A 22,499-nucleotide genomic window follows, 5' to 3' on the forward strand; every position below is an offset into this window, starting at 1 on the left:
GGATGGCTGACCGGGGTCGGCAGCGGCCGGTGGGGTTGGTGACCCGGGGGACGACGAACCCGAACCGGCTCCGCCGGGTCGACAACTGGATCGTCGAGACCTGCGGCGACCGGCTACGGGCCGCCGCCGACCCGCTGGTGGTGGACCTCGGTTACGGTGCCACCCCGGTCACCGCCGTCGAGCTGCGCGACCGGCTGGCCGCCCGGGTCCGCGCCGACGTCCGGGTGGTCGGGCTGGAGATCGATCCGGTACGGGTGGCCGCCGCCGCGCCGGCCGCCGACCCGCCGGGGTTGACGTTCGCCCGGGGCGGCTTCGAACTGGCCGGGTTGCGGCCCACCGTGGTCCGGGCGTTCAACGTGCTCCGCCAGTACGACGAGAGTGAGGTCGCCGACGCCTGGCGGACGGTCACCGACCGGCTCGCCCCGGGCGGGGTGCTGGTCGAGGGCACCTGCGACGAGTTGGGCCGGCTGGCCGGCTGGCTGCTGATCGACTCCACCGGCCCCCGGACGCTGACCCTGGCCGCCCGGCTGACCACGCTGGAGAGCCCGGCCCGGCTGGCCGAGCGTCTGCCGAAGGCGCTGATCCACCGCAACGTGCCGGGCGAACGTATCCACGCCCTGCTCCGCGCCCTGGACGACGCCTGGCAGGCGGCCGCCGGGCTGGCTCCGTTCGGCCCCCGCCAACGGTGGCTGACCGCCGTCGGCACCCTCCGGTCCACCGGCTGGCCCGTCCTCGACCGGCCCCACCGCTGGCGTCACGGCGAGCTGACCCTCCCCTGGCCCACCATCGCCCCCACCTGACCCACCCACCTAGAGGGTGCAGTTGATGAGGACGGGTTCGGGATGGAGAGGGACGGCGAAGCGGGTGTGCACGCCGTCGCGGATCTCCCGGGCGAGGGCGATCAGGTCGGCGGTCCGGGCGGTGCCGCTGTGGTTGGTCAGGGCCAGGGTGTGCTTGCCCGAGATGGCGGTGCCGCCCGGCCCGGGGTGGCCCTTGGCGAAGCCCGCCTTGTCGATCAGCCAGGCGGCGCTGACCTTCACCAGGTCACCCGGGCAGGGCCAGGAGGGGGGTTCGCCGACGTCGGCGGAGCGCTCGCGCAGCAGGTCGTACGCCGCCCGGTCGAGCACCGGGTTGGTGAAGAACGAGCCGACCGACCAGGTGTCCGGGTCGGTCGGGTCGAGCACCATGCCCTTACCGGCGCGCAGGGTCAGCACCGTGTCCCGGGCGGCGGCCAGCGGCACCCGGTCACCGACCTCGACGCCGAGCGAACGGGCCAGCTCGGCGTAGCGGACCGGCCCGGACAGCGGCGAGCGGTCCAGCCGGAAGTCGACCGAGAGCACCACCCAGCGGTCGCTGTACTTGAAGATGCTCCCCCGGTACGCGAAGCCGCAGTCCGCGGCGGCGACGGTGGCGAGCCGGTCCTCGGCGCGGTCGTACACCTGGACACCGGTGATCCGTTCGGCGACCTCCTGGCCGTACGCGCCGACGTTCTGGATGGGGGTGGCGCCGGCCGAGCCGGGGATGCCGGAGAGGCACTCCAGGCCGGACCAGCCGTTGCCGACGGTGGCGGCGACGAGGTCGTCCCAGGGTTCGCCGGCCTCGACGCGTACGGTGACGGTGTCGGGGTCCTCGGCGACCACGTCGAAGCCCCGCGACCGGATCAGCACGACGGTGCCGGGGAAGCCGGCGTCCCCGACGACCACGTTGCTGCCGCCGGCGAGGACCAGCACCGGCTCGTCGCGCCGGTGCGCCGCACGGACCCGGTGGACGATCTCGTCGGCGCTGGTGGCGGCCACGCAGCGGGCCGCGGGACCACCGAGCCGCAGGGTGGTGTATTCCGCCAGGGCGGCCGGATCGGCGGGTTGCGCGTCCGTTGTCGGTTTGGCGTAGACGTCTGACACGCCTTTCACCCTAGGCTGAGGGGTAGCCGCGGCACCCACTGGTCGCCGGGTCACCCCGGGGAGGATTGCGATGAGCAGACTGCACGCTACGAAGGACTTCTGGTTGGGAGCGCTCCGGGTCGACGGCCCGGCGTTCGCCGCGGCCGTCGCCGAGGCCCCGCCGGAGACACCCGTGCTGTCCTGCCCGGGGTGGACGGTGGCGGACCTGACCGTGCACCTGGCCGGCCTCTACCACTGGGTGCACTCCGTCGCCGGTGCCGGTGACACCGCACAGCCGGCCCGCCGCGACGACACCGCCGAGCTGCCCGCCGGGGTGTCCCCCCTCCAGCTCTGGCAGCACCAGTACGACCAGCTGATGACCCTGTTCGACGCGCTCGACCCGGAAGCCCCGGCGTGGAACTGGGCGCCGCAGCCGAAGAAGGCCGGGTTCTGGCCGCGGCGGATGGCGCACGAGACGGCGGTGCACCGGTGGGACGCCCAGCTCGCCATCGCCGCCGGTGACCCGATCGAGGCGAAGCTCGCCACCGACGGGGTCAGCGAGGTGCTGGACACCTGGCTGCCGGCGGGTCGGCGCAGCGGTTCGGGGCAGTGGCAGGGGGTGGTGCACCTGACCGCGACCGACGCCGCCCAGGACTGGTACCTGCGGATGCGCGGCGAGGGGGTGGCCCTGCTGGACACCGCGACGGTCTTCGGACACGACGACCACCACGCCCGGGTGCAGGTCACCGGCTCGGCCAGCGATCTGCTGCTGGCGCTGTGGGGCCGGGTCAGCTTCGACACCCTCGCGGTGGTGGGGGACCGTTCCCTGCTGGAGGGCCTGCGCGTCGGCTGACGCCCGCCCGCCACCGCACGCCGCGTACCGAGGAGCGGCCGTCCCCGCCGGGACGGCCGCTCCCGGCGTTCCCGGCGTAGCTCGGGGTCGGTTGCTCCCAGCGTCCCCCACGTAGCCCGGGCGGTCGGCGCTGCGGTCCGGCGACGGTGCGAGAGAGCGCTCTCTTGACAGGAGTCCATCGACCCACCACCCTGTCGTGAGAGCGCTCTCTCACCGAGATCGAATCCGGGCCGACGACCCGTACGGCCCGCTCATACGCAGGTCCACACCCCACCACCCGACCTGAGAGGGGTCCGACCCATGGGTGTCTTTTCCCGCCGCCGCCTCGCGGCGATCGCCCTGGTGGCCACCACCGCGCTGCTCGGCACCACCGCCTGCGGCGGCGACGACGAGGCCGCCGACGGCGGACCGGTCACGCTGACCGTCGACGTGTTCGGCCAGTTCGGCTACGAGAAGCTCTACCGGCAGTACGAGGCCGACCACCCCGGCATCAAGATCGTCGAGCGGGGCACCGGCGGCAACCTCGACGAGTACTCCCCCAAGCTCACCCAGTGGCTCGCCGCTGGCAAGGGCGCCGGTGACGTGGTCGCCATCGAGGAAGGGCTGCTCGTCGAGTACAAGGCCAACCCGCAGAACTTCGTCAACCTGCTCGACCACAGCGCCGCCGACCTCAGGGGCAACTTCCTGGAGTGGAAGTGGAACGGCGGGCTGACCGCCGACGGCAAGCAGCTCATCGGCCTGGGCACCGACGTCGGCGGGATGGCGATCTGCTACCGCAAGGACCTCTTCGCCGCCGCCGGCCTGCCCACCGACCGGGAGGCCGTCTCCAAGCTCTGGCCCACCTGGGCCGACTACGTGCGGGTCGGCGAACAGTTCAAGGCGAAGAACACCGGCGCGGCCTTCCTGGACGCCGCCACCAACACCTTCAACACCATCCTGTTGCAGACCGCCGGCAACACCACCGGCTACAGCTACTACGACACCGCCGACAAACTGGTGGTCGACAGCAACCCGGCGGTACGCCAGGCGTACGACACCACGGTCGACATCATCGACTCCGGCCTCTCCGGCCGGTACGGGGCCTGGTCCGAGGAGTGGGTCTCCGCCTTCAAGCAGGCCAAGTTCGCCACCATCGCCTGCCCGGCCTGGATGACCGGGGTGATCGAGGGCAACGCCGGCCCGGACGCCAAGGGCAAGTGGGACATCGCCCAGGTGCCCGGCAGCGGCGGCAACTGGGGCGGCTCCTACCTGGCGGTGCCGAAGCAGAGCCGGCACCAGGCCGAGGCGATCGAACTGGCCAAGTTCCTGACCAGCGCCAAGGGCCAGATCGGCGCGTTCCAGGAGAAGGGGCCGCTGCCGTCGTCCCCGCAGGCGCTGGACGACCCGGCGATCGTCAACTCGACGAACGCGTACTTCTCCGACGCCCCGGTCGGCAAGATCTTCGCCGCCGGCGCGAAGAGCCTCAAGCCGGTCTACATGGGCCCCAAGAACCAGGCCGTCCGCACCGAGGTGGAGAACGCCGTGCGCACCGTCGAGCTGGGTCAGCGCAACCCCGCCCAGGGCTGGACCGACGCCACCACCAACGCCCGCAAGGCCGCCGCCAAGTAATGCCGTCCGGGGCGGGGTCACGGCCCCGCCCCGGACGGGCGGGCAGGTGCAGCAGGCCGGGACCAGGAGAGGAAGAGCACGGGAGATGGTTGTTCAGGTCAATGGTCCGCCGCCGGGAGCGGTACGGACCCGGAGCAGACGGCCGGAGCGGGAGCACCGGTTGGCCCGGCTCGACGTCAGGTACTCGCCCTACCTGTACGTGACGCCGTTCTTCCTGCTCTTCGCGATCTTCGGGCTCTATCCGCTGGCGTACACGTTCTGGGTGTCGCTGCACGACTGGGACCTGTTGGGGGTGGACCCGGCCTTCGTGGGCGCGCAGAACTACACCCAACTGCTGGCCGACGCCGACTTCTGGAACTCGGTGGTGAACACCCTCGGCATCTTCGTCATCTCCACGGTGCCGCAGTTGCTCGCCGCCCTCTGGCTGGCCAACCTGCTCAACCGGCGGCTGCGGGCGCGGACCACCTGGCGGATGGCCGTGCTGGTGCCCAACGTCACCTCGACGGCGGCGGTGGCGATCGTCTTCGCGGTGCTCTTCGGCCGCGAGTTCGGCATGATCAACTGGCTGCTCGACCTCGTCGGAGTCGACGCGATCGACTGGAAGGCGAACCGGTTCGCCGCCTGGACGGCGATCTCCGCCATGGTCGACTGGCGGTGGACCGGCTACAACGCGCTGATCTTCCTGGCCGCGATGCAGGCCATCCCCCGCGACCTGTACGAGTCCGCCTCGATCGACGGGGCCGGCCGGGCCCGGCAGTTCTGGTCGATCACCGTGCCGCTGCTCAAACCCACGATCATCTTCGCGGTGATCATCTCCACCATCGGCGGACTGCAACTGTTCACCGAGCCCCGGCTGTTCAACTCCGGCACCAACGCGATCCGGGGCGGGCCGCTGCGCGAATCCCAGACGATGACCATGTACATGTTCGAGAACGCCTTCGCCCCGCACTACAACTTCGGCTACGGCTCGGCCGTCGCCTGGCTGCTCTTCGCCCTGATCGCGGTGGTCGCGGCGATCAACGTACTGATCCTGCGCCGGCTCGGCGGCGGCGCCCGCAAGGGGGACCGATGACCCGCATCCGGTCGGCCGGCCGGCTCACCTACCCGGCGCTGACGCTCACCGCCCTGCTGTCGATCTTCCCGATCTACTGGATGTTCGTGGTCGCCAGCCGCAGCAGCGACGCGATGGGCCAGGTGCCGCCACCGCTCACCCCCGGTGGCAACCTCGGCGCGAACATCACCCGGCTGTTCGCCAACCCCGACGCGCACTTCCTCACCGGCCTGGTCAACTCGACGATCGTCGCGGTCAGCGTCACCTGCTCGGTGGTGCTCTTCTCCACCCTGGCCGGGTTCGCCTTCGCCAAGCTGCGGTTCCGGGGCCGCAACGCGCTGCTCATGATCATCATCGCCACCATGATGGTGCCCACCCAGCTCGGGGTCATCCCGCTGTACCTGCTGATGACCAAGCTGAACTGGAACGACCGGTTGCCGGCGGTGATCGTCCCGGCCCTGGTCACCGGCTTCGGCGTGTTCATGATGCGCCAGTACGCGGCCCAGGCGGTCAGCACCGAGCTGATCGAGGCCGCCCGGGTCGACGGCTGCCACACGCTGCGGATCTACTGGAACGTGGTGCTGCCCGCGCTGCGCCCGGCCGCCGCCGTCCTCGGCCTGCTCACGTTCATGACGACCTGGAACGACTTCCTCTGGCCGTACGCTGTGCTCAACGACCCGGAGAACCCGACCGTGCAGTTGTCGTTGCGGGCCCTCTCCGACGGTTACTACCAGGACATGTCGCAGGTGTTCACCGGCACGGCGATCGCGACGCTGCCGCTGCTGCTGGTGTTCGTCGTGTTCGGCCGCCAGATCATCGGCGGCATCATGGAAGGTGCGGTCAAAGCGTGAATGAGGTTCGATTTCCGGAGGGCTTCGTGTGGGGCGCGGCGACCGCCGCGTACCAGATCGAGGGCGCGGCCCGCGACGACGGGCGCGGCGAGTCCATCTGGGACACCTTCAGCCGTACGCTGGGCAAGGTGTTCGCCGGGCACACCGGCGACGTCGCCTGCGACCACTACCACCGGTACGCCGACGACGTGGCGCTGATGGCCGAGCTGGGGCTGGCCGCGTACCGGTTCTCGGTGGCCTGGCCCCGGATCAGGCCGGACGGCACCGGCCCGGTCAACCCGCGCGGCCTGGACTTCTACGACCGGTTGACCGACGCGCTGCTCGACCGGGGCATCGACCCGATCGTCACGCTCTACCACTGGGACCTGCCGCAGACGTTGCAGGACCGGGGCGGCTGGGCCAGCCGGGAGACCGCCGAGCACTTCGCCGACTACGCCCTGGCGGTGCACGCCCGGCTCGGTGACCGCATCCGCACCTGGACGACGCTCAACGAGCCGTGGTGCTCGGCCTACCTCGGGTACGGCAACGGGGTGCACGCCCCCGGCGTGCAGGACGCGGGGGCGGCGTTCCGGGCCGTACACCATCTGCTGCTGGGGCACGGTCTGGCGGCACGGGCGCTGCGGGCGGCCGGCGCGCGGACGGTCGGGATCACCCTCAACCCGGCGGACGTCGCGCCGGCCGACCCGGGCAGCGCCGCCGACGCCGCCGCGGTACGTCTCGTCGACGGCCTGCAGAACCGGATCTTCCTGGACCCGCTGACCGGCGCCGGCTACCCGGCCGACGTGCTCGAACATGTCGCCCGGATGGTGGAGCCCACGTTCGTCCGGGACGGCGACGAGAAGATCATCGCCGCGCCGCTGGACCTGCTCGGCATCAACTACTACTCGCCCACCTACGTCGCGGGCCGCCCGGACGGGGCGGGCAGCAGCGCCTACCCGGGCACCGAGGGGGCGGTGGAGTTCCTGCCCGCCACCGGCCCGGTGTCCGACATGGGCTGGCAGATCGAGCCGGCCGGGCTGACCCGGCTGCTGGTGCGGCTCGCCAACGACTACCCGGGGCTCCCGCTGATGATCACCGAGAACGGTGGCGCGTTCCCCGACGACGGCAGCAGCCCGGCGGCCGACGCGGCGGGCCGGATCCACGACGCCGACCGGATCGCCTACCTGGACGGGCACCTACGGGCCGCGCACGAGGCCATCTCCCGCGGAGTCGACCTGCGCGGCTATCTCGTATGGTCGTTGCTGGACAACTTCGAGTGGGCCGAGGGCTATCGGAAGCGGTTCGGGATCGTCCACGTCGACTATCTGAACCAGCGGCGCACCCCGAAGTCGAGCGCCCGGTGGTACCAGGAGGTGATCTCCCGGAACGGGCTGTGACGAGGTGGTGGTGGCGGGTATGACGGCGGCACAACGGCCCACCCTGGAGGCGGTCGCCCGGCAGGCCGGCGTGTCCCGGGCGACGGTCTCCCGGGTGGTGAACGGCTCCACCACGGTCGCCGAGCCGATCCAGGAGGCCGTCCGCCGGGCGGTGGCCGAGCTGGGGTACGTGCCGAACCTGGCCGCCCGCAGCCTGGTCACCCAGCGGACCGACTCGGTCGCCCTGGTGCTGCCGGAGGCGGCCACCCGGGTCTTCTCCGACGACCAGGTCTTCCCCGGGCTCATCCGGGGCGCGGCCCAGGAGCTGGAGGCCGCCGACAAGCAGCTCGTGCTGATGCTCGCCGGCTCGCCCGCCGGACACGACCGGGTGGCCCGCTACACCACCGGCCGGCACGTCGACGGGGTGCTCTTCGCCTCGCTGCACGGGGAGGACCCGCTGCCCGGCCGGCTCGCCCGGTTGGGCATCCCGGTGGTGTGCAGCGGCCGGCCGCTGGACGCCGCCGACGTGCCCTACATCGACGTGGACCACATCGGTGGGGTCGCCAGGGCGACCCGTTACCTGATCGACAACGGCCGTCGTCGGATCGCCACCATCGCCGGCCCGCAGGACATGGTCGCCGGCATCGAACGGCTCGCCGGCTACCGCGACACCGTGGTCGCCGCCGGCCTGCCGCAGATGATCGAGTACGGCGACTTCACCCGCGAGTCGGGGACCATCGCGATGCGGCGACTGCTCGCCGCGTACCCCGATCTGGACGCGGTGTTCGCCGCCTCCGACCTGATGGCGCACGCCGCCCTGCGGGCGCTGCACGAGGCGGGCCGGCGGGTGCCGGACGACGTCGCGGTGATCGGCTTCGACGACATCGAGACGGCCGCCTACACCGAGCCGCCGCTGACCACCGTGCGGCAGCCGATCGTCGAGCTGGGCCGGAAGATGACCCGGCTGCTGCTGGCCCTGGCCGACGGTGCCGAGGTGGAGCGGGCAGTGGTGCTGCCGACCGAGCTGGTGATCAGGCAGTCCGCCTGACCGCACCCGACGGTTGACCATCGACAGTCTGGCGAATCAGCAGGGTCGAGCCGAGGGTGCCGTCACTCAGAGCAACGAACGGGGCGGGTGCGGAAAAGCCGTGGCCGGCGACACCGGCCCGTGCCTACGCTCGCGGGCATGCCTGACGCCGCCGCATCGCCGCCCGCACCGAGCGGCACCACCGAGCCAACCGGCACCACTCAGCCGACCGGCACCGCCGAACAGCGCCGGCCCCCTGTCCCACCCGCCCACGCCCACTCCGCCAGGCCACTGAGCCGACCGGGAGCGGGGTGGCGCATCCGCACCGCCCGGCCGGACGACGCGCCGGGGGTGGTGGCGCTGCGGTCGCTGGTCCATCCGTACCTGGTGCGGGGCGTCGCGTCGACCCGGCAGATGATCGCCCAGCCGCCGCCCGAGGAGGACTGGACGGCCTGGGTGGCCGAGGCGGACGGCCTGATCGTCGGCTGGGCCTCGGCCTACCGGAACGCGCACACCTCCGTACCCGACTTCGGGGACGTCTCCACGCTGCACGTGCACCCGGAGCACCGGGGCCGGGGCGTCGGCACCGCGCTGCTCACCGCCGCGCTGGACCATCTGGCCGCACTGCGGGTCCGCCGGGTGCGCACCTGGGTGCAGACCGGCTCGCTGCCGTACGCCCACCGGCACGGGTTCACCCCCAGCCGGGAGCTGCGCTACTCGGCGCTCGACCTGCACCCGGCCCCGCCGATGCCCGAGCCGCCCGCCGGGGTACGGCTGCTCCCGCTCACCGGGCTCGACCCGTACCAGGTCCACCTCCTCGACGCCGCCGCCGCGGTGGGCGAGCCGGGCGACGTGCCGGTGGACGCGACCAGCTACTCCCTGTGGCGTTCGGAGTGCTGGGACAACCCGGGACTGGACCTGGAGGCCGGGACGGTGGCCGAGGTCGACGGCACGCTGGTCGCGCTGAGCCTGGTCAAGCGGGACGGCGACCGGATGTGGTCCGACTTCACCGCGACCAGGCCGGAGTACCGGGGGCGGGGACTGGCCCGGCTGACCAAGCAGGCCGCGCTGCACCGGGCCGCCGGTCGCGGGGTACGCACGGCCTACACCTCCAACGACGAGGCCAACGCGCCGATGCTGGCGGTCAACACCCGCCTCGGCTACCGGCCGGTGGCCTCCGCCTGGTCCTGCCTGCGCGACCTGCCCTGACAGCGAGCCCGGCCGGACCACCCGGTCTGCGGGAACGTCGGACCGCCCGGTCCGGCCGGATGCCGACCGAGGGCGACGATCAGCCCTCGGCGAGGACGCGGGTGGCGACCGCGTGGGTACCGGCGTCGAAAAGCACCAGGCGGGCCCCGGTCACGTGGGTCGGGGTCGCCGGGCGCAACACGGCCAGCGCCTGGCGTACGGCGTCGTCGGGCGGCCAGCCGTAGACGCCGGCGGAGATCAACGGGAACGCGACGGTGGTCGCGCCCAGGCCGTCGGCGACGGCGAGGCTGTTGGCGAAGCAGTCACGCAGCAGGGCGGCCCGGTCCTCGGTGGCGGAGTACACCGGGCCGACGGTGTGCACCACCCAGCGGGCCGGCAGGTCACCGGCGGTGGTGGCGACCGCCTGGCCGGTGGGCAGGCCACGGCCGTACCGCGAGGCGCGCAGCGCCCGGCACTCCGCCAGGATCGCCGGCCCGCCCCGGCGGTGGATCGCCCCGTCGACGCCTCCGCCGCCGAGCAGCGACGAGTTGGCCGCGTTGACGATCACGTCGACCCGCTGGGCGGTGATGTCCCCCTGGACCAGGGTCACCTCCACGTCAGCCCTCCTCGATGTGCTGGCCCAGTGAGCGGCGGGCGAGCAGCGCCGCCCCGGCGACGGCGGCCGGCATCACCAGCACCGCACCGAGCGGGATCAGGAAGCACAGGAAGACCGCCACGCCGAAGCCGAGCGAGGTGGCCCGGTCCGCCTTCAGCCGGGCCCGCCGGTCCGGCAGCCGCAGCCCGCGCCGGGAGAACGGCGCACCGACCAGCTCCACGGCGAGCAGCCAACCACCCACCGCCGCGCCGACCACCGGCACCACGGTCTGCCCGACCACCGGGATGAAACCGGCCAGGAACAGCGGGATGCCGAACAGCACCGAGAGCCCGATCAGCCGGAGCGAGTCGACGATGCTGCGCCGCAACGACGCCCCGAACGGCACCTCCACCGCGCCGGGGGTGCCGCCGAGGCGGTCCTCCACCCGCTCGGAGATCTTCTCGTAGAACGGGTCGCCGATGACCAGGGTGACCGCGGTGAACCCGACCACGGTGAGCAGCCCGCCGAGCCCGAGGAAGGCCAACCCGGCGATCACCCGGACCAGGCTGCGCGGGGTGTCCGACCAGTCGTCGGCGAACGGGGTCACCCACGCCGCCAACTCGTCCACGAAGTAGATCAGGGTGGCGAACGCGGCGACGAAGAGCGCGGCGGACAGCAGCGCCGGCACCACGCCCAGCAGCATCAGCCCCGGGCTGCGGACGTACAGGCCGAGGCCGCGCAGGAGCAGGCCCACGCCGCCGAAGAAGCGACGGGTGGCACCGGTCACCGGCGCGGCGATCGTACGGGGTCCGTTCACGACCGCAGAGCCTATCGGCCGTACACCATCGCCACCGGACACCCGGTGGCGTCGCGCGCCGGGTCGGGCCGGCAGGATGCAGGGGTGCGGGCGTCCCGGTTGATCTCCCTGGTGCTGCTGTTGCAGGCCCGGGAGACGATGACCGCCGCCGAACTCTCCCGCGAGCTGGAGGTGTCCGAGCGGACCGTCTACCGGGACGTGCTGGCGTTGTCCGCCGCCGGGGTGCCGGTCTACGCCGACCGGGGACGGGCCGGCGGGTACCGGCTGCTCGGCGGCTACCGGACCCGGCTGACCGGGCTGACCCGCGACGAGGCGGAGGCGCTCTTCCTCGCCGGGCTTCCCGGCCCCGCCGGTGACCTGGGGCTGGCCGACGCGGTGGCGTCCGCCGAGCTGAAGGTGCTCGCCGCGTTGCCGCCGAGCCTGCGCGACGCCCCGGCCCGCACCGGGCAACGGTTCCACCTGGACGTACCCGGCTGGTTCCGGGAGTCCACCCCGCCCCGCTGGCTGACCGAGCTGGCCCGCGCGGTGTGGCGGGACGGGGTGGTGGTGCTGCGGTACCGGCGTGGCGAACGGGAGGTGACCCGCCGGGTCGAGCCGTACGGGCTGGTGCTCAAGAGCGGCACCTGGTATCTCGTCGGTCGGGTCGGTGACGCGATGCGTACCTACCGGGTGGACCGGGTGGTCGACGTCGTGCCCGACCCGGCGACGTTCGTCCGCGACGACGGTTTCGACCTGGGCGGCTACTGGCGGGAGCAGGCCGAGGCGTTCCTGCGGGGCATGCTCGCCGAGCGGGTCACCGTGCGGGTCAGCCCGGTCGGCCTGCGCCGGCTGCGTTTCCTCGCCGACATCCCCTTCGCGTACGAGGAGGCGCTGGCCGCCGCCGGGGCACCCGACGGGCAGGGGTGGGTGGTGACCCGGCTGCCCGTCGAGTCCGTCGAGGTGGCGTACGCCCAGTTGCTCGCCTTCGGCCCGGAGGCGGAGGTGCTCGACCCGCCGGAGTTGCGGGCCCGTCTGGTCGACGCGGCGGCCCGCTCAGCCGCCCTCTACGGCGTCGCCCCCGTTCCCCCGGATCAGCGGTAGCCGGTGGGGTCGGCGGGCCGGTCCGCCTCGACCACCTCGCTGAGGTAGCGGAAGGCGTCCGGCCGGCTGCCATCGAGGTCGGTGAAGCCGTACACCCGGGCCAGTTCGCCGGCCGAGACGGACGCCTGGTTCCAGCGGGCCCGGTCGGCGTCGGCGGCCAGGGCGACGACCGCGCGCCCGACGAAGGCCGGCGTCTCCGAGATCACGAAGTGCGGGTCCTTCGCCGCGCCGTCGCGCCAGGTCTCCTCGGTCACCCCGAAGTGCTCCAGCATCGCCTCGGACCTGATCCAGCCGGGGGTGAGCGCGACGGCGGTGCACCCGTGTGGCGCCAGCTCGTGCCCCCAGCTGTACGCGAGCCGGGTCACTGACACCTTCGCCAGGTCGTAGAAGACGGACAGCCGGTAGTGCGTGTCGTTGTACGCCCGGGTGCCGTCGCCGATCTCGACGACCAGCCCGCCGGGGCGACGGATCAGCAGCGGCAGCGCGAAGTGGCTGGTGACGATGTGGGTGTCCACCGCCAGGCGCAGGGTGTGGAACCCGGCGTCCAGCGGCTGCTCCCAGACCGGCTTGTCCCAGGTGATCAGCGGGTCGGCCCCCCACACGTCGTTGACCAGCACGTCGAGCCGGCCCTGTTCGGCGTCGATCCGGGCCACCAGGTCGCGTACCTGCTCGGGCACCAGGTGGTCGACCCGGACCGCGATGCCGGTGCCCCCGGCGGCGGTGACCAGCTCGGCGGTCTCCTCGATGGTCTCGGGACGGTCCAGCTCGGAGCGGCCGGCCCGGCTGCTGCGGCCGGTGGCGTAGACCGTCGCCCCGGCCGCGCCGAGCTGGATGGCGATCTGCCGGCCCGCGCCCCGGGTCGCGCCGGCCACCAGCGCGACCTTTCCCTCCAACGGTGTCGTCGTCATACCGTCGAGGGTGGCAGTGATACCTGACAACCGAAGTCCGGTTTCGCGTGCCGGTTCGATCCGGCATGCTCCCGGCATGCACCTGCTGCTCTCCGGGATCGTCGGTTCGGTCGCCTACGGGCTGGCCGGCCCCGGCTCGGACGTCGACCGGATCGGCGTCTTCGCCGCCCCGACGGTCGCCTTCCACGGCCTGCGGCCGCCCCGGGAGTCGGTGGTCACCACCGACCCGGACGTCACCCTGCACGAGGCCGGCAAGTACGCCCGGCTGGCGTTGAGCGGCAACCCGACGGCCACCGAGCTGATCTGGCTGCCCGACGACTGCTACGAGACCCGCACCGAACTCGGCGACCGCCTGATCGCCGTCCGGTCGGCGTTCCTCAGCGCACCGCGCGTCCGCGACGCCTACCTCGGGTACGCGAGCCAGCAGTTCCGCAAGCTGACCACCCGCGACGCGACGGTGGGCGGTCGACGCCGCTGCGCCAAGCACGCCCGGCACCTGGCCCGGCTGCTGCACCAGGGGCGGACCCTCTACGCCACCGGCGTGCTGGAGATCCGGCTGGCGGACCCGCAGTGGTTCCGGGCGTTCGGTGAGCGGGTCGCGGGCGGCGCGCTCACCGAGGCGGAAGCACTGGTCGCCGAGGCGGAGCGGGACTTCGACCGGCTCCGCACCCCGCTGCCCGACCGGCCCGACGAGGCCACCGTGGAACGCTGGTTGCGTGCCGTCCGCGCCGCCCACCTGCCGACGGCGGACGCCGACGTCAGTCGTTGAGGAAGGTGGAGATCCGGTCCCGCAGGTCGGCGCGGTCGGTCCAGGCGAACCCGGGGCGGTCGTAGACGTGCAGGGTCGCCTGCGGCAACGCGTCGGCCAGCTCGGCGGCGATGTGGGTCGGGTGCAGGTCGTCGCCGACGCAGCCGATCACCAGGGCCGGGGCGGTCACCCCGGCCAGGGCGGCGAGGTCGGCCAGCGGGGACTGCTCCGGCAGGTCGGCCAGGCCGGTGGCGAGCCCGTCGCGGAGCAACTGGTCGAGCCGCTGGCGCAGGTAGGCCCAGCCGGCCGGGGTGTTGCGGACCGACGGCGGCAGCTCCAGGGCGACCACGTCCGCCACCGCCGAGGCGTCGCCGCCGGACACCGCCTCCAGCAGGTCGGCCAGCCGCTGCTGGGCGATCGGGCCGCGCGGCCGGTCGAGGACGGCGGGGAGCAGGAAGACCAGCTTCTCGAACCGGTCCGGGCTCTCGGCCAGCAGCCGGCACAGCGCGCCCGCGCCGAGGCTCGCCCCGAACGCCCGGGTGGCACCGCTGAGATCCGCCACCGCCCGCAGGTCACGGGCCAGGTCGAGGTAGCTCCACGGGCCGGGCGGCGCGTCGGAGCGGCCGTGCCCCCGGAACTGGAAGAAGACCCGGCGGCCGGCTACCGCGCTGCCGAACGGACGGGTGGTGGCGATGCCGTTGCCGAACCCGTGCGCGAACACGGTGACCGGGTCACCGACACCGGTCACCAGCCGTTCCAGGTGCACGTCGTGCGGGGTGGCGACCAGCTCGGTCTCCGGCTCCGGCAGGGCGGGTCGCCCGGTACGCGGCGCCCCGGGCCCCGGGCCCCAGGTGCGGGGCCCGCCGTCCGGTGGTGGCGGCCAGCGGAAACCCCTCACCAGAACCCTTTGCCGTCGTGCAGGTCACGCAGCCCCACCCGGACGTCGAGCAGGTAGATCAGACCGGCCGCGATGCCGATCAGCCCGAAGATGCTCAGCGCGCCGAAACCGAGCAGGGTGAGCAGCATGCAGACGGCCAGGATGGCGATCCAGCCACCCTTGGGGAGGGTCCCGATCGCCGGGAAGGCGTCCGAACGCTGGGTGAACGCGTGCACCAGCGAGATGCCCTGCACCGCCAGTGCGAACACGAGCAGGACCAGGTCGATCACGTAGACGAGGTGGAACACGAAGATCGGCGCGGCGATGGCCATGTCGGCCAGCATATGCCGACGGCCCCGGAAACGTCCGTCAGGACGCCCCCGGGGCCGGTGTCGGCGACGGTCACTCGGCGGCCGGGCGGGTCCGCTTCGTGGTCTTCGGCTTCGCCGGCGTACCGGTCGCGGTCGACCCGGTCGCCGCCGGCTTGGTGGCCTTGGCGGCCTTGCTGACCCGGGTCCGGGTGGTCTTGGCGGCGGCCGGCTTGGCCTCGACGACCTCGGCCACGTCCGCCGGGGTCGGCGCGTGGTCGGCGGCGGCCCCGCCCGAGGGGCTGGTGGTCGCGGTGTCCAAGGGGCTCGTGGTCACGGTGTCCGAGGGGCCGGTGGTCACGGTGTCCACCGGGCCGGTCGTGGTGTCCGCCGTGGTCCCGGTACGCACGGTGGCGTCGGTCGCCTCGATGTCGGCGTTGACGGTGTCGGCGGCCTCCAGCACCCCGGCACCGACCACCCGCTCACCCCGGGCGACCAACGCGCCGTACGCGGCCAGCGCGCGCTCCTGGGCCGCCTGCGCCCCGGCGACCACGACGGCGGCGTTGCGGGTGGCGGCACCGCGCAGCCGGTCGAGGTCCAGCTCGGCCCGGAGCTTGTCCAGGTCCAGTTCGGTGCGGAGCTTGTCCAGGTTCAGCTCGGCGCGGAGCTTGTCCAGGTTCAGCTCGGTCGGGGCGACCCGCTCGCGCAGGCCGGTGGCGGTCAGGTTGGCGGTACGGAAGGTCTCGGTGGCCTTCTGCCGCAGCTCGACCCCGGTGACGACGGCCCTGCCGCCCAGCTCGGCGACGACCTTGGTGCCGTCGGCGACGACCCGGTTGCCCAGCTCGGTCGCGACGGTGGGCAACTTGCGCAGCTGCTGGTAGGCCAGCTCTCCGGCGCCGGCGGCGGCGTAGAGCGGGGCAGGGATGCGGTTGGTCTTCGGCTGGGTCATGACAACTCCTCCTCGGCCGCTCCGGCGGCCCTGCTGGTGCTGGTCGTGGGTGCGGCATCCGCCCGGTCGGCGCGGGTGCCGGTAATGGGCGCGGTGTCCGGGGAGTGCGGTGCCGTCCCGGCGCTGCCCGCTCCGGTCGGGGCGGGGGCGGTGCCCGCCTCGGTGCGGGCGACCGATTCCAGGACGGCTTCGGTCGGGGTGCCCTCCGGGGTGACCGGGCCGGTGGCCGCCGGGGTGATCCCGGCTGCCGCCCCGGTCGGCACGGCCGGCGCGGACGGGCGGCCCGTCGGGGCCGGCGTGTCCGGCCGGTCCGCCACGGCGGCGGTCCGGTCGGTGACCACCGGCTGATCCGTGACGGCCGCCCCGTCGGTGACGAGCGGCTGGTCCGTGACGGCGGCCCTGTCGGTGACGGCCGCCGCGACGCTCTCGTCGGTGACGGCGGTCCGATCGGTGACGGCGGTCTCGTCGGTGACGGTCCGGCCCGCAGCGGACGGGTCCGGTGCGGTGGCGGTGGCCGGTCCGTCGGGTGCTCCGGTGGGCCCGCCCGGGGCCACCGGCTCGTCCTCGACGGACGGGTTGGCGGCGGCCTCGGCCTCGGCGAGCCGGGTGTTCTCCCGGCGGAAGGTCTCGTAGATCTGGCTGAGGGACTGTTTCTGGGCCATCGTGAGGTCGGGGTCGACCGCGATGGCGGCGAGCACCCCCTGACCCTCCTTGTCGTCGAGCAGCCCGGCCCGCAGGTACATCGCCGGGGTGGAGACCCGCAGCGCGCTGGCGAGCTGCTGGAGCACCTCGGCGCTGGGCTTGCGCAGGCCCCGCTCGATCTGGCTGAGGTAGGGGTTGCTCACCCCCGCCTGCTCGGCGAGTTGGCGGAGTGAGATCTTGGCGTTCCGCCGCAGGTCACGGATGAATCCGCCGACGTCGGGTAGATCCTTGGGTGCGGCCATGCCCCAACCGTAGTCCGCACTGCTAGCTCCAGCAAGCAAAACGCTAGCCAGAGTTAGCGAGCTAACAGAAACCGCGTTGCGACACCGGATGCCCGGTCCGTACCTTGCACGGCGTGACCACGAACATCGCCGTCAACGGCACCACCCTGGGGTACGACGAGGCGGGCAGCGGCAGCCCGGTGCTCCTGCTGCACGCGGGGATCGCCGACCGGCGGATGTGGCACGCCGTCCGGGACGCCCTCGCCGACCGGTTCCGGGTGATCTGCCTGGATCTGCGCGGCTACGGGGAGTCCGCGCTGCCGCCGGAGTCCTTCGCCCACCATGACGACGTCCGAGCGGTGCTGGACGCGCTCGGCATCACACGGGCCGCCCTGGTCGGCTGCTCGTTCGGCGGGGCGGTGGCGATCGACACCGCGCTGGCGTACCCGCAACGGGTGTCGGCGCTGGCGCTGTTCGGCACCGCCGTCTCCGGGCACGAGTGGTCGGAGCAGACCGAGGAGTTGTGGGACACCCTCGTCGGCGAGGTCGACGAGGAGGATCTCGCGGCGAGCGCGGCCGGTGAGGTGCGGTTCTGGGTGGTCGGGCCGTACCGGCGACCCGAGGATCTGGACCCGGCGCTCGTCGCCTTCGCCGAGGAGTCCGACCGGCGGGCCCTCGCCGCCGAGCAGGCGCTGAGCGCGGTGGACGTCGTCGAACTCGACCCGCCCGCCATCGACCGGCTCGGTGAACTGAGCATGCCGGTGCTGGTCACCGCCGGTGCCGTCGATATTCCGGACATCATCCGGCTGGCCGACCGGATCGCCGCCGAGGCACCGGACGCCCGCCGCCTCCCCGACGTCCCCGACGCCGCCCACCTGGTCCCGCTGGAACGCCCGACCCCGGTGGCCGACGCCCTGCGCGCCTTCCTCCTCTGACAGTGAGGATGTGGGAGCGGGTCACCAGACGGGACGGACCGCGCCGACGGGCAGACCACCACCCAGCAGGGGCAGTTCGGCGTACTCGGTCAGCACGGGGGCCTGCACGCCGAGCCGGCGCAGCCCGGAGACCAGCACCGGCATCCGGGCCCGGGTGGCCCCGTCGTCGATCTTGACGGCGACCGCGCCGACGCCCGGCAGCGCGGCGGCGATCACGCCCTCCGCGCCGATCTTCGCCAGCATCCCCGGCACGCCCCGCATCAGCCGGGTGTCGTCCGCCCCGGTGCCGCCGACCAGCTCCGGATGCGTCCGCATCGCGTCCGCGACGGTACGCTCCGGGGAGCCCGGCCCGGCGGTCACCAACCGCAGGAACGCCCGCGCCAGCCCGGTCAGCGAGACCGCCAGCACCGGCGCACCGCAGCCGTCCACGCCGACCGCCGCCGCCCGCTCGCCGGTGAACTCCTCGATGGTGGCGGTCAGCCGCCGCTGCAACGGGTGCTCCGGCCGCCAGTACCCGTCCAGCGGCCAGCCGGCGGCCAGGCAGGTCGACAGCATCCCGGCGTGCTTGCCGGAGCAGTTCATCGCCAGCCGGCTCGGGCCACCGCCGGCCCGGAGCACGGCCTCCCGGGCGGCCTCGCCGAACGGCAGGTCGGGCGGGCAGTGCAGGGCGTCCGGGTCGAGACCGGCGGAGCGCAGCAGCGCCGCCACCCGGGCCAGGTGGAACTCCTCACCGGCGTGGCTCGCCGAGACGAGCGCGACGTCGGCCGGGTCGGTCGCCGCCAGCCCGGCCCGGAGCATGCCGAGCGTCTGCAACGGCTTGCTGGCCGACCGGGGGAAGATCGGCGAGGTGCCGTCCCCGGCGCCGGCCACCGGTGCGCCGGCGGCGTCGAGCACCACCACCGAGCCCCGGTGCACGCCCTCCACGAACCCCGACCGGACCACCTCGGCGAGCGGCCCGCCACCCTCGTACGTCTTGGTCACCCTGGGAAGGTACCGACGCGGGCCGACGCGCCCGGCACCCGGGTGACCTGCGACGTCTGCCACGGGGGTACGGAGCGCCGGGCCGGGCATGACTTACCGACGCCTGACCGCCCCCGCCGGGCCGGCGGCTACCGGCCGAGCAGCCGACGGGCCTCGGTGGTGGTCAGCGGCGGACGCTGGGCGAGCTGCGCGAAGCCGACCGCGCGGGCGACGAGCTGCATGTTGGACTCCACCGGGCGGCCCTTGGCGTACGTCACGGTGTCCTCCATACCGACCCGGAGGTGACCGCCGGTGGACAGCGAGGCCAGCATCACCGGGATGGTGCTGCGACCGACGCCGGTGGCCGAGAAGGTGGTGCCCGCCGGCAGGTCACGCAACATCTGCTGGGCGGCGACCAGGGTGGCCGTGGTGCCCGGCATCCCGCCCGGCACCCCCATCACGAAATCGACGTGCACGTGCCCGCCGTGCGGCAGGCCGTACCGGTCGAGCAGGCGGGACAGGGCGGCGAGGTGACCGAGGTCGAAGATCTCGTACTCGGGGAGGATGCCGCGTTCCTGCATCCGGGTGTGCAGGTCGACGATGAACTCCCACCGGTTGAGGAAGACGTCGTCGCCGAAGTTGACAGTGCCCATGGTGCAGGAGGCCATGTCCGGGGCGGCGTCCAGCACGGCCAGCCGGTCGGCCTCCGGGTCGGTCACCGCGCCGCCGGAGGAGAGCTGCACGATCAGGTCGGTGCCCTCGCGCAGCGCCGCCACCGTCTCCCGCAGCCGCCCCTGGTCGAGGGTGGGACGGGCCTTGTCGTCCCGGATGTGGACGTGGATCACGGAAGCGCCGAGCGCCTCGCACTCCTTGGCGGTGAGCAGCAACTCGTCGAGGGTCACCGGCAGCGCCGGCACCTCCGCCTTGGCCGACTCCGCGCCGGTCGGGGCAACCGTGATCAACGTCCCTGTCGTCATGCCGGCGATGGTAACCGCCCAGGCCGCCTGAGGTCGATGCCGCAGCCGGGCCGGGACAGGAAGAACCGCACGCTCGCAGGCAGTTACGCGAAGAACTTCCCGTCCCTGCGGCAGCAGATGGGCATCCTTGTCGCCGGGTCGGCTACTCCGGGTCGACGGCGGCGGCGGTGTCGCCCACCGACAGCCGGGCGTCGTCGGCGAGGTTGCGCTTGACCACGGCCAGCGCGACCTGACCCAGCTCGAAGTGGTGCACGGCGGTACCGACGAAGCCGACCGTCCGGCCGTCCAGGGTGACCGGGGTGCCCGCCACCGGAAGCTGGTCGGTGGTCACCCCGTCCAGGTGCAGCAGGACGAGCCGACGCGGCGGCCGGCCCAGGTTGTGCACCCGGGCGACCGTCTCCTGACCCCGGTAGCAGCCCTTGTCGAGGTGCACCGCCGGGGCGATCAGTCCCACCTCGGCGGGGATGGTCCGGTGGTCGGTGTCCACCCCGACCCGGGGCTGCCGGGCGGCCACCCGCACCGCTTCGTACGCCCACAGCCCGGCCGCCGGCACCCCGGCGGCACGCAGCTCGGCGACGACCCCGTCCAGGGCCGGCCGGGGCACCAGCAGGTCCACCCCGAGCGGGACCCGTCGGGCCCACCCGCCACCGGTCAGCGGCTGCACGTCGTAGCGGACGGTGGGGCGGGGGGGCAGCTCGCCGGAGCGGAACTTCGGGCCCGGCACCGCGAGCACCTCGGGTGCGGCCAGCCCGGTCACGCCCAGCGTGGTGACGGCGTCGGTGGCCTGCGGCCCGACCAGCGACAACAGCGCGTGGTCGGCGGTGGCGTCGCGCGGCTCGACCTGGCTGAAGAACCGCATCTTCTCCAGGTACGTCAGCAGGCCGGCGGTCATCCCCGGTTCGGTGTCCAGCCAGGTGGTCGTACCGTCCTCGGTGACCATGGCGTGCTGCTCGACGTGCCCGTGCGGGCTGAGCACCAGCAGCTCGGTGCCCTGCCACGGGCCGAGCGCGGCGAGGTGCTGACTGGTCAGGGTGTGCAGCCAACCGATCCGCTCCGGGCCGGAGACGGCCACGACCCCCCGGTGCGAGCGGTCCACCAGACCGACCCCGGTGGCCAGGGTGCGCTGCTCGCGCAGCGGGTCGCCGTAGTGCGCGGCGACACCCCGCACCCCGGCCGCCCGGTGCTCGGCGTCCGGCTGGTCCCGGCTGGCCTCGTCGATCGCCTCGACGGCGACCGCTCCCCCGATGTCGATCATGTCGATTCCCCGTCCTCGCAGTTGTGGCAGACGCCGAAGAGCGCCACGTGCCCGATGTCCACCCGGAAGCCCCGCCCGGTGGCGAGCTGGTCGGCCAGCGGGCGCATCAGCTCCGGATCGATCTCGTCGACCGCGCCGCACTCGCGGCAGACCAGGTGGATGTGCTGGTGCTCACCCGCCGCGTGGTAGGTCGGCGAACCGTGCGACAGGTGGGTGTGGGTCACCAGGCCGAGCCGTTCCAGCAGCTCCAGCGTCCGGTAGATGGTGGTGATGTTGACCCCGGCGGCCACCTCACGGACCGCGGTGTGCACCTGCTCCGGTGTGGCGTGACCCAGGTCGAGCACGGCTTGGAGGACCAGTTGCCGCTGCGCCGTCAGCCGCAACCCGCGGGAGCGGAGCATTTCCGCCAGCGAGGATTCGGACACCGTCCGATCATAGTTCGGCCGGCGGCCCGCGCCCGGCCACGTCGTGCCGCCGCTAGGCTCGGCGGTCGTGGTGGCATCGAGGATCGCCGTGCTCGGCCGGGGCGTCGTCCCCGTGACGAAGGCGGTGCTGCGCGGGGACGACCTGGGTACGCTGCGCGGCGACGGGCTGTTCGAGACCATGCACCTGCGCGGCGGACGCCCCTGGCTGCGGACCGAACACCTGGCCCGGCTGCGCGCCGGAGCCGCCGCCCTGGAACTCCCGCTGCCGCCCGACGCGGCCCTGGTGGACCTGCTGGACGCCCTCGTCGACGGCTGGCCCGACGGGGTCGAGGGCGCGTTGCGCCTGGTCTGCACCCGGGGGCCGGAGGGTGGCGGGCTGCCCACCGTCTACGCCACCCTGGCCGAGGTGCCGGCCGCCGCGAAGCGGCTGCGCCACGCCGGGGTCACCGTCGCCACCCTGCCCCTCGGGGTGCCGGCCACGGGTCGCCCCGAACTGTCCTGGCTGCCGACGGGCATCAAGTCCATCTCGTACGCCACCAACAGCGCCGCGCGCCGCTGGGCCGCCCGGACCGGCGTGGACGACGTGCTCTGGGTCTCGACCGACGGCTACGTGCTGGAGGCTCCGGGCGCGAACGTCGTCTGGCTGGACGGCGACACCCTGTGCACCGTCCCGGCCGACCGCACCGGCATCCTGCCCGGCACCACCTGCGGCTGGCTGCTCGACCACGTGACCGGGCTGGGCCTGACCCCCGCCGAGCGGATGGTCACCCCGGCCGGGCTGCACGCCGCCGCCGGAATCTGGCTGACCTCGTCGGTACGCGGCCTGGTCGAGGTCAGGGCCCTCGACGGCGAGCCCCGCCCGGCCTCCCCGCACACCCCCCGCCTCCGGGGGCTGCTGGGCTTCGCGTGATCGACACGACGGGGCCGAC

The 22,499-nt window shown here is 73.5% G+C and carries 22 protein-coding genes and 2 pseudogenes; 12 read left to right on the forward strand and 12 right to left on the reverse strand.

The window, feature by feature from the left end; genetic code table 11:
* Positions 1-2 precede the first annotated feature (2 nt).
* A complete protein-coding gene (locus ACN268_RS18775) occupies positions 3-800 on the forward strand; it encodes a class I SAM-dependent methyltransferase (RefSeq protein WP_421484330.1) in 798 nt (265 codons plus the stop codon).
* A 9-nt stretch (positions 801-809) separates the two neighbouring features.
* Here the strand turns inward: ACN268_RS18775 and ACN268_RS18780 are convergent, their stop codons facing one another.
* The gene (locus ACN268_RS18780; protein WP_421484331.1) at positions 810-1,901 is read right to left on the reverse strand and encodes a UDP-N-acetylmuramate dehydrogenase; all 1,092 of its coding nucleotides are present in this window, start codon (positions 1,899-1,901) and stop codon (positions 810-812) included.
* A gap of 70 nt (positions 1,902-1,971) precedes the next feature.
* On the opposite strand from ACN268_RS18780, the gene ACN268_RS18785 reads away from it, so the two are divergent.
* The 7 genes from ACN268_RS18785 to ACN268_RS18815 all read left to right on the forward strand — a co-directional run bounded on the left by ACN268_RS18785 (position 1,972) and on the right by ACN268_RS18815 (position 9,834).
* Positions 1,972-2,733 (forward strand): maleylpyruvate isomerase family mycothiol-dependent enzyme, encoded by a 762-nt coding sequence (locus ACN268_RS18785; protein WP_421484332.1) that lies wholly within the window; start codon positions 1,972-1,974, stop codon positions 2,731-2,733.
* Between the two features lie 300 nt (positions 2,734-3,033).
* A complete protein-coding gene (locus tag ACN268_RS18790; protein ID WP_421484333.1) occupies positions 3,034-4,341 on the forward strand; it encodes an ABC transporter substrate-binding protein in 1,308 nt (435 codons plus the stop codon).
* Between the two features lie 85 nt (positions 4,342-4,426).
* On the forward strand, positions 4,427-5,413 hold the full coding sequence (locus ACN268_RS18795; protein WP_421484334.1) for a carbohydrate ABC transporter permease: 987 nt from the start codon (positions 4,427-4,429) through the stop codon (positions 5,411-5,413).
* Positions 5,410-6,243, forward strand: a complete 834-nt coding sequence (locus ACN268_RS18800; RefSeq protein WP_421484335.1) for a carbohydrate ABC transporter permease — start codon at positions 5,410-5,412, stop codon at positions 6,241-6,243. Before ACN268_RS18795 ends, ACN268_RS18800 begins: the two co-directional genes overlap by 4 nt.
* A complete protein-coding gene (locus ACN268_RS18805; RefSeq protein ID WP_421484336.1) occupies positions 6,240-7,619 on the forward strand; it encodes a GH1 family beta-glucosidase in 1,380 nt (459 codons plus the stop codon). The genes ACN268_RS18800 and ACN268_RS18805 overlap by 4 nt, the downstream gene beginning before the upstream one ends.
* A gap of 19 nt (positions 7,620-7,638) precedes the next feature.
* Positions 7,639-8,646 carry a LacI family DNA-binding transcriptional regulator gene (locus ACN268_RS18810; RefSeq protein ID WP_421484337.1) on the forward strand — a complete coding sequence of 336 codons (1,008 nt, stop codon included), beginning with the start codon at positions 7,639-7,641 and terminating at the stop codon, positions 8,644-8,646.
* Between the two features lie 138 nt (positions 8,647-8,784).
* The gene (locus ACN268_RS18815) at positions 8,785-9,834 is read left to right on the forward strand and encodes a GNAT family N-acetyltransferase (RefSeq protein ID WP_421484338.1); all 1,050 of its coding nucleotides are present in this window, start codon (positions 8,785-8,787) and stop codon (positions 9,832-9,834) included.
* Positions 9,835-9,913: 79 nt separating this feature from the next.
* Here ACN268_RS18815 and ACN268_RS18820 read toward each other — a convergent pair whose 3' ends face one another.
* Both ACN268_RS18820 and ACN268_RS18825 read right to left on the reverse strand, forming a co-directional pair.
* Positions 9,914-10,429 (reverse strand): O-acetyl-ADP-ribose deacetylase, encoded by a 516-nt coding sequence (locus ACN268_RS18820; protein ID WP_421484339.1) that lies wholly within the window; start codon positions 10,427-10,429, stop codon positions 9,914-9,916.
* 1 nt (position 10,430) lies between these two features.
* Positions 10,431-11,225 carry an EI24 domain-containing protein gene (locus tag ACN268_RS18825; protein ID WP_421484340.1) on the reverse strand — a complete coding sequence of 265 codons (795 nt, stop codon included), beginning with the start codon at positions 11,223-11,225 and terminating at the stop codon, positions 10,431-10,433.
* An 84-nt stretch (positions 11,226-11,309) separates the two neighbouring features.
* Between ACN268_RS18825 and ACN268_RS18830 the strand changes: the two genes are divergently transcribed.
* Positions 11,310-12,305: a helix-turn-helix transcriptional regulator gene (locus ACN268_RS18830; RefSeq protein WP_421484341.1), complete on the forward strand. Its 996-nt coding sequence runs from the start codon at positions 11,310-11,312 to the stop codon at positions 12,303-12,305.
* Here the strand turns inward: ACN268_RS18830 and ACN268_RS18835 are convergent.
* A complete protein-coding gene (locus ACN268_RS18835; RefSeq protein WP_421484342.1) occupies positions 12,296-13,213 on the reverse strand; it encodes an SDR family oxidoreductase in 918 nt (305 codons plus the stop codon). The genes ACN268_RS18830 and ACN268_RS18835 overlap by 10 nt on opposite strands.
* 76 nt (positions 13,214-13,289) lie before the next feature.
* Here ACN268_RS18835 and ACN268_RS18840 point away from each other — a divergent pair, with 76 nt between their 5' ends.
* On the forward strand, positions 13,290-13,982 hold the full coding sequence (locus tag ACN268_RS18840) for a DNA polymerase beta superfamily protein (protein WP_421484343.1): 693 nt from the start codon (positions 13,290-13,292) through the stop codon (positions 13,980-13,982).
* On the opposite strand, the gene ACN268_RS18845 is transcribed toward ACN268_RS18840, so the two are convergent.
* The 4 genes and pseudogenes from ACN268_RS18845 to ACN268_RS18860 all read right to left on the reverse strand — a co-directional run.
* Positions 13,972-14,859, reverse strand: coding sequence for an alpha/beta fold hydrolase (locus ACN268_RS18845; protein WP_421484344.1), 888 nt, complete (start codon positions 14,857-14,859; stop codon positions 13,972-13,974). The two genes, ACN268_RS18840 and ACN268_RS18845, sit on opposite strands and share 11 nt — an antisense overlap.
* Entirely contained in the window at positions 14,856-15,170 is a 315-nt protein-coding gene (locus tag ACN268_RS18850; RefSeq protein ID WP_088643267.1) for a DUF2516 family protein, read from the reverse strand. Before ACN268_RS18850 ends, ACN268_RS18845 begins: the two co-directional genes overlap by 4 nt.
* 400 nt (positions 15,171-15,570) lie before the next feature.
* A pseudogene (locus ACN268_RS18855) lies at positions 15,571-16,095 on the reverse strand (hypothetical protein); the annotation flags it as partial.
* A gap of 191 nt (positions 16,096-16,286) precedes the next feature.
* Positions 16,287-17,039 (reverse strand): annotated as a pseudogene (locus ACN268_RS18860) (helix-turn-helix domain-containing protein); the annotation flags it as partial.
* 113 nt (positions 17,040-17,152) lie between these two features.
* Between ACN268_RS18860 and ACN268_RS18865 the strand changes: the two are divergent.
* Positions 17,153-17,953, forward strand: a complete 801-nt coding sequence (locus tag ACN268_RS18865; protein ID WP_421484345.1) for an alpha/beta fold hydrolase — start codon at positions 17,153-17,155, stop codon at positions 17,951-17,953.
* A gap of 21 nt (positions 17,954-17,974) precedes the next feature.
* Here ACN268_RS18865 and ACN268_RS18870 read toward each other — a convergent pair whose 3' ends face one another.
* The 4 genes from ACN268_RS18870 to ACN268_RS18885 form a co-directional block, all read right to left on the reverse strand.
* A complete protein-coding gene (locus tag ACN268_RS18870; RefSeq protein WP_421484346.1) occupies positions 17,975-18,934 on the reverse strand; it encodes an asparaginase in 960 nt (319 codons plus the stop codon).
* Between the two features lie 128 nt (positions 18,935-19,062).
* Positions 19,063-19,890, reverse strand: coding sequence for a 3-keto-5-aminohexanoate cleavage protein (locus ACN268_RS18875; protein ID WP_421484347.1), 828 nt, complete (start codon positions 19,888-19,890; stop codon positions 19,063-19,065).
* Between the two features lie 142 nt (positions 19,891-20,032).
* A complete protein-coding gene (locus ACN268_RS18880) occupies positions 20,033-21,145 on the reverse strand; it encodes a YgfZ/GcvT domain-containing protein (protein WP_421484348.1) in 1,113 nt (370 codons plus the stop codon).
* On the reverse strand, positions 21,142-21,546 hold the full coding sequence (locus ACN268_RS18885) for a Fur family transcriptional regulator (protein ID WP_421486932.1): 405 nt from the start codon (positions 21,544-21,546) through the stop codon (positions 21,142-21,144). The genes ACN268_RS18880 and ACN268_RS18885 overlap by 4 nt, the downstream gene beginning before the upstream one ends.
* A gap of 91 nt (positions 21,547-21,637) precedes the next feature.
* Here ACN268_RS18885 and ACN268_RS18890 point away from each other — a divergent pair, with 91 nt between their 5' ends.
* Positions 21,638-22,480, forward strand: coding sequence for an aminotransferase class IV (locus tag ACN268_RS18890; protein WP_421484349.1), 843 nt, complete (start codon positions 21,638-21,640; stop codon positions 22,478-22,480).
* The last annotated feature ends 19 nt before the right edge of the window (positions 22,481-22,499 follow it).

It is taken from the genome of Micromonospora sp. WMMD735 (genome assembly GCF_049178995.1).
GTDB classification, from domain to species: Bacteria; Actinomycetota; Actinomycetes; order Mycobacteriales; family Micromonosporaceae; genus Micromonospora; species Micromonospora wenchangensis.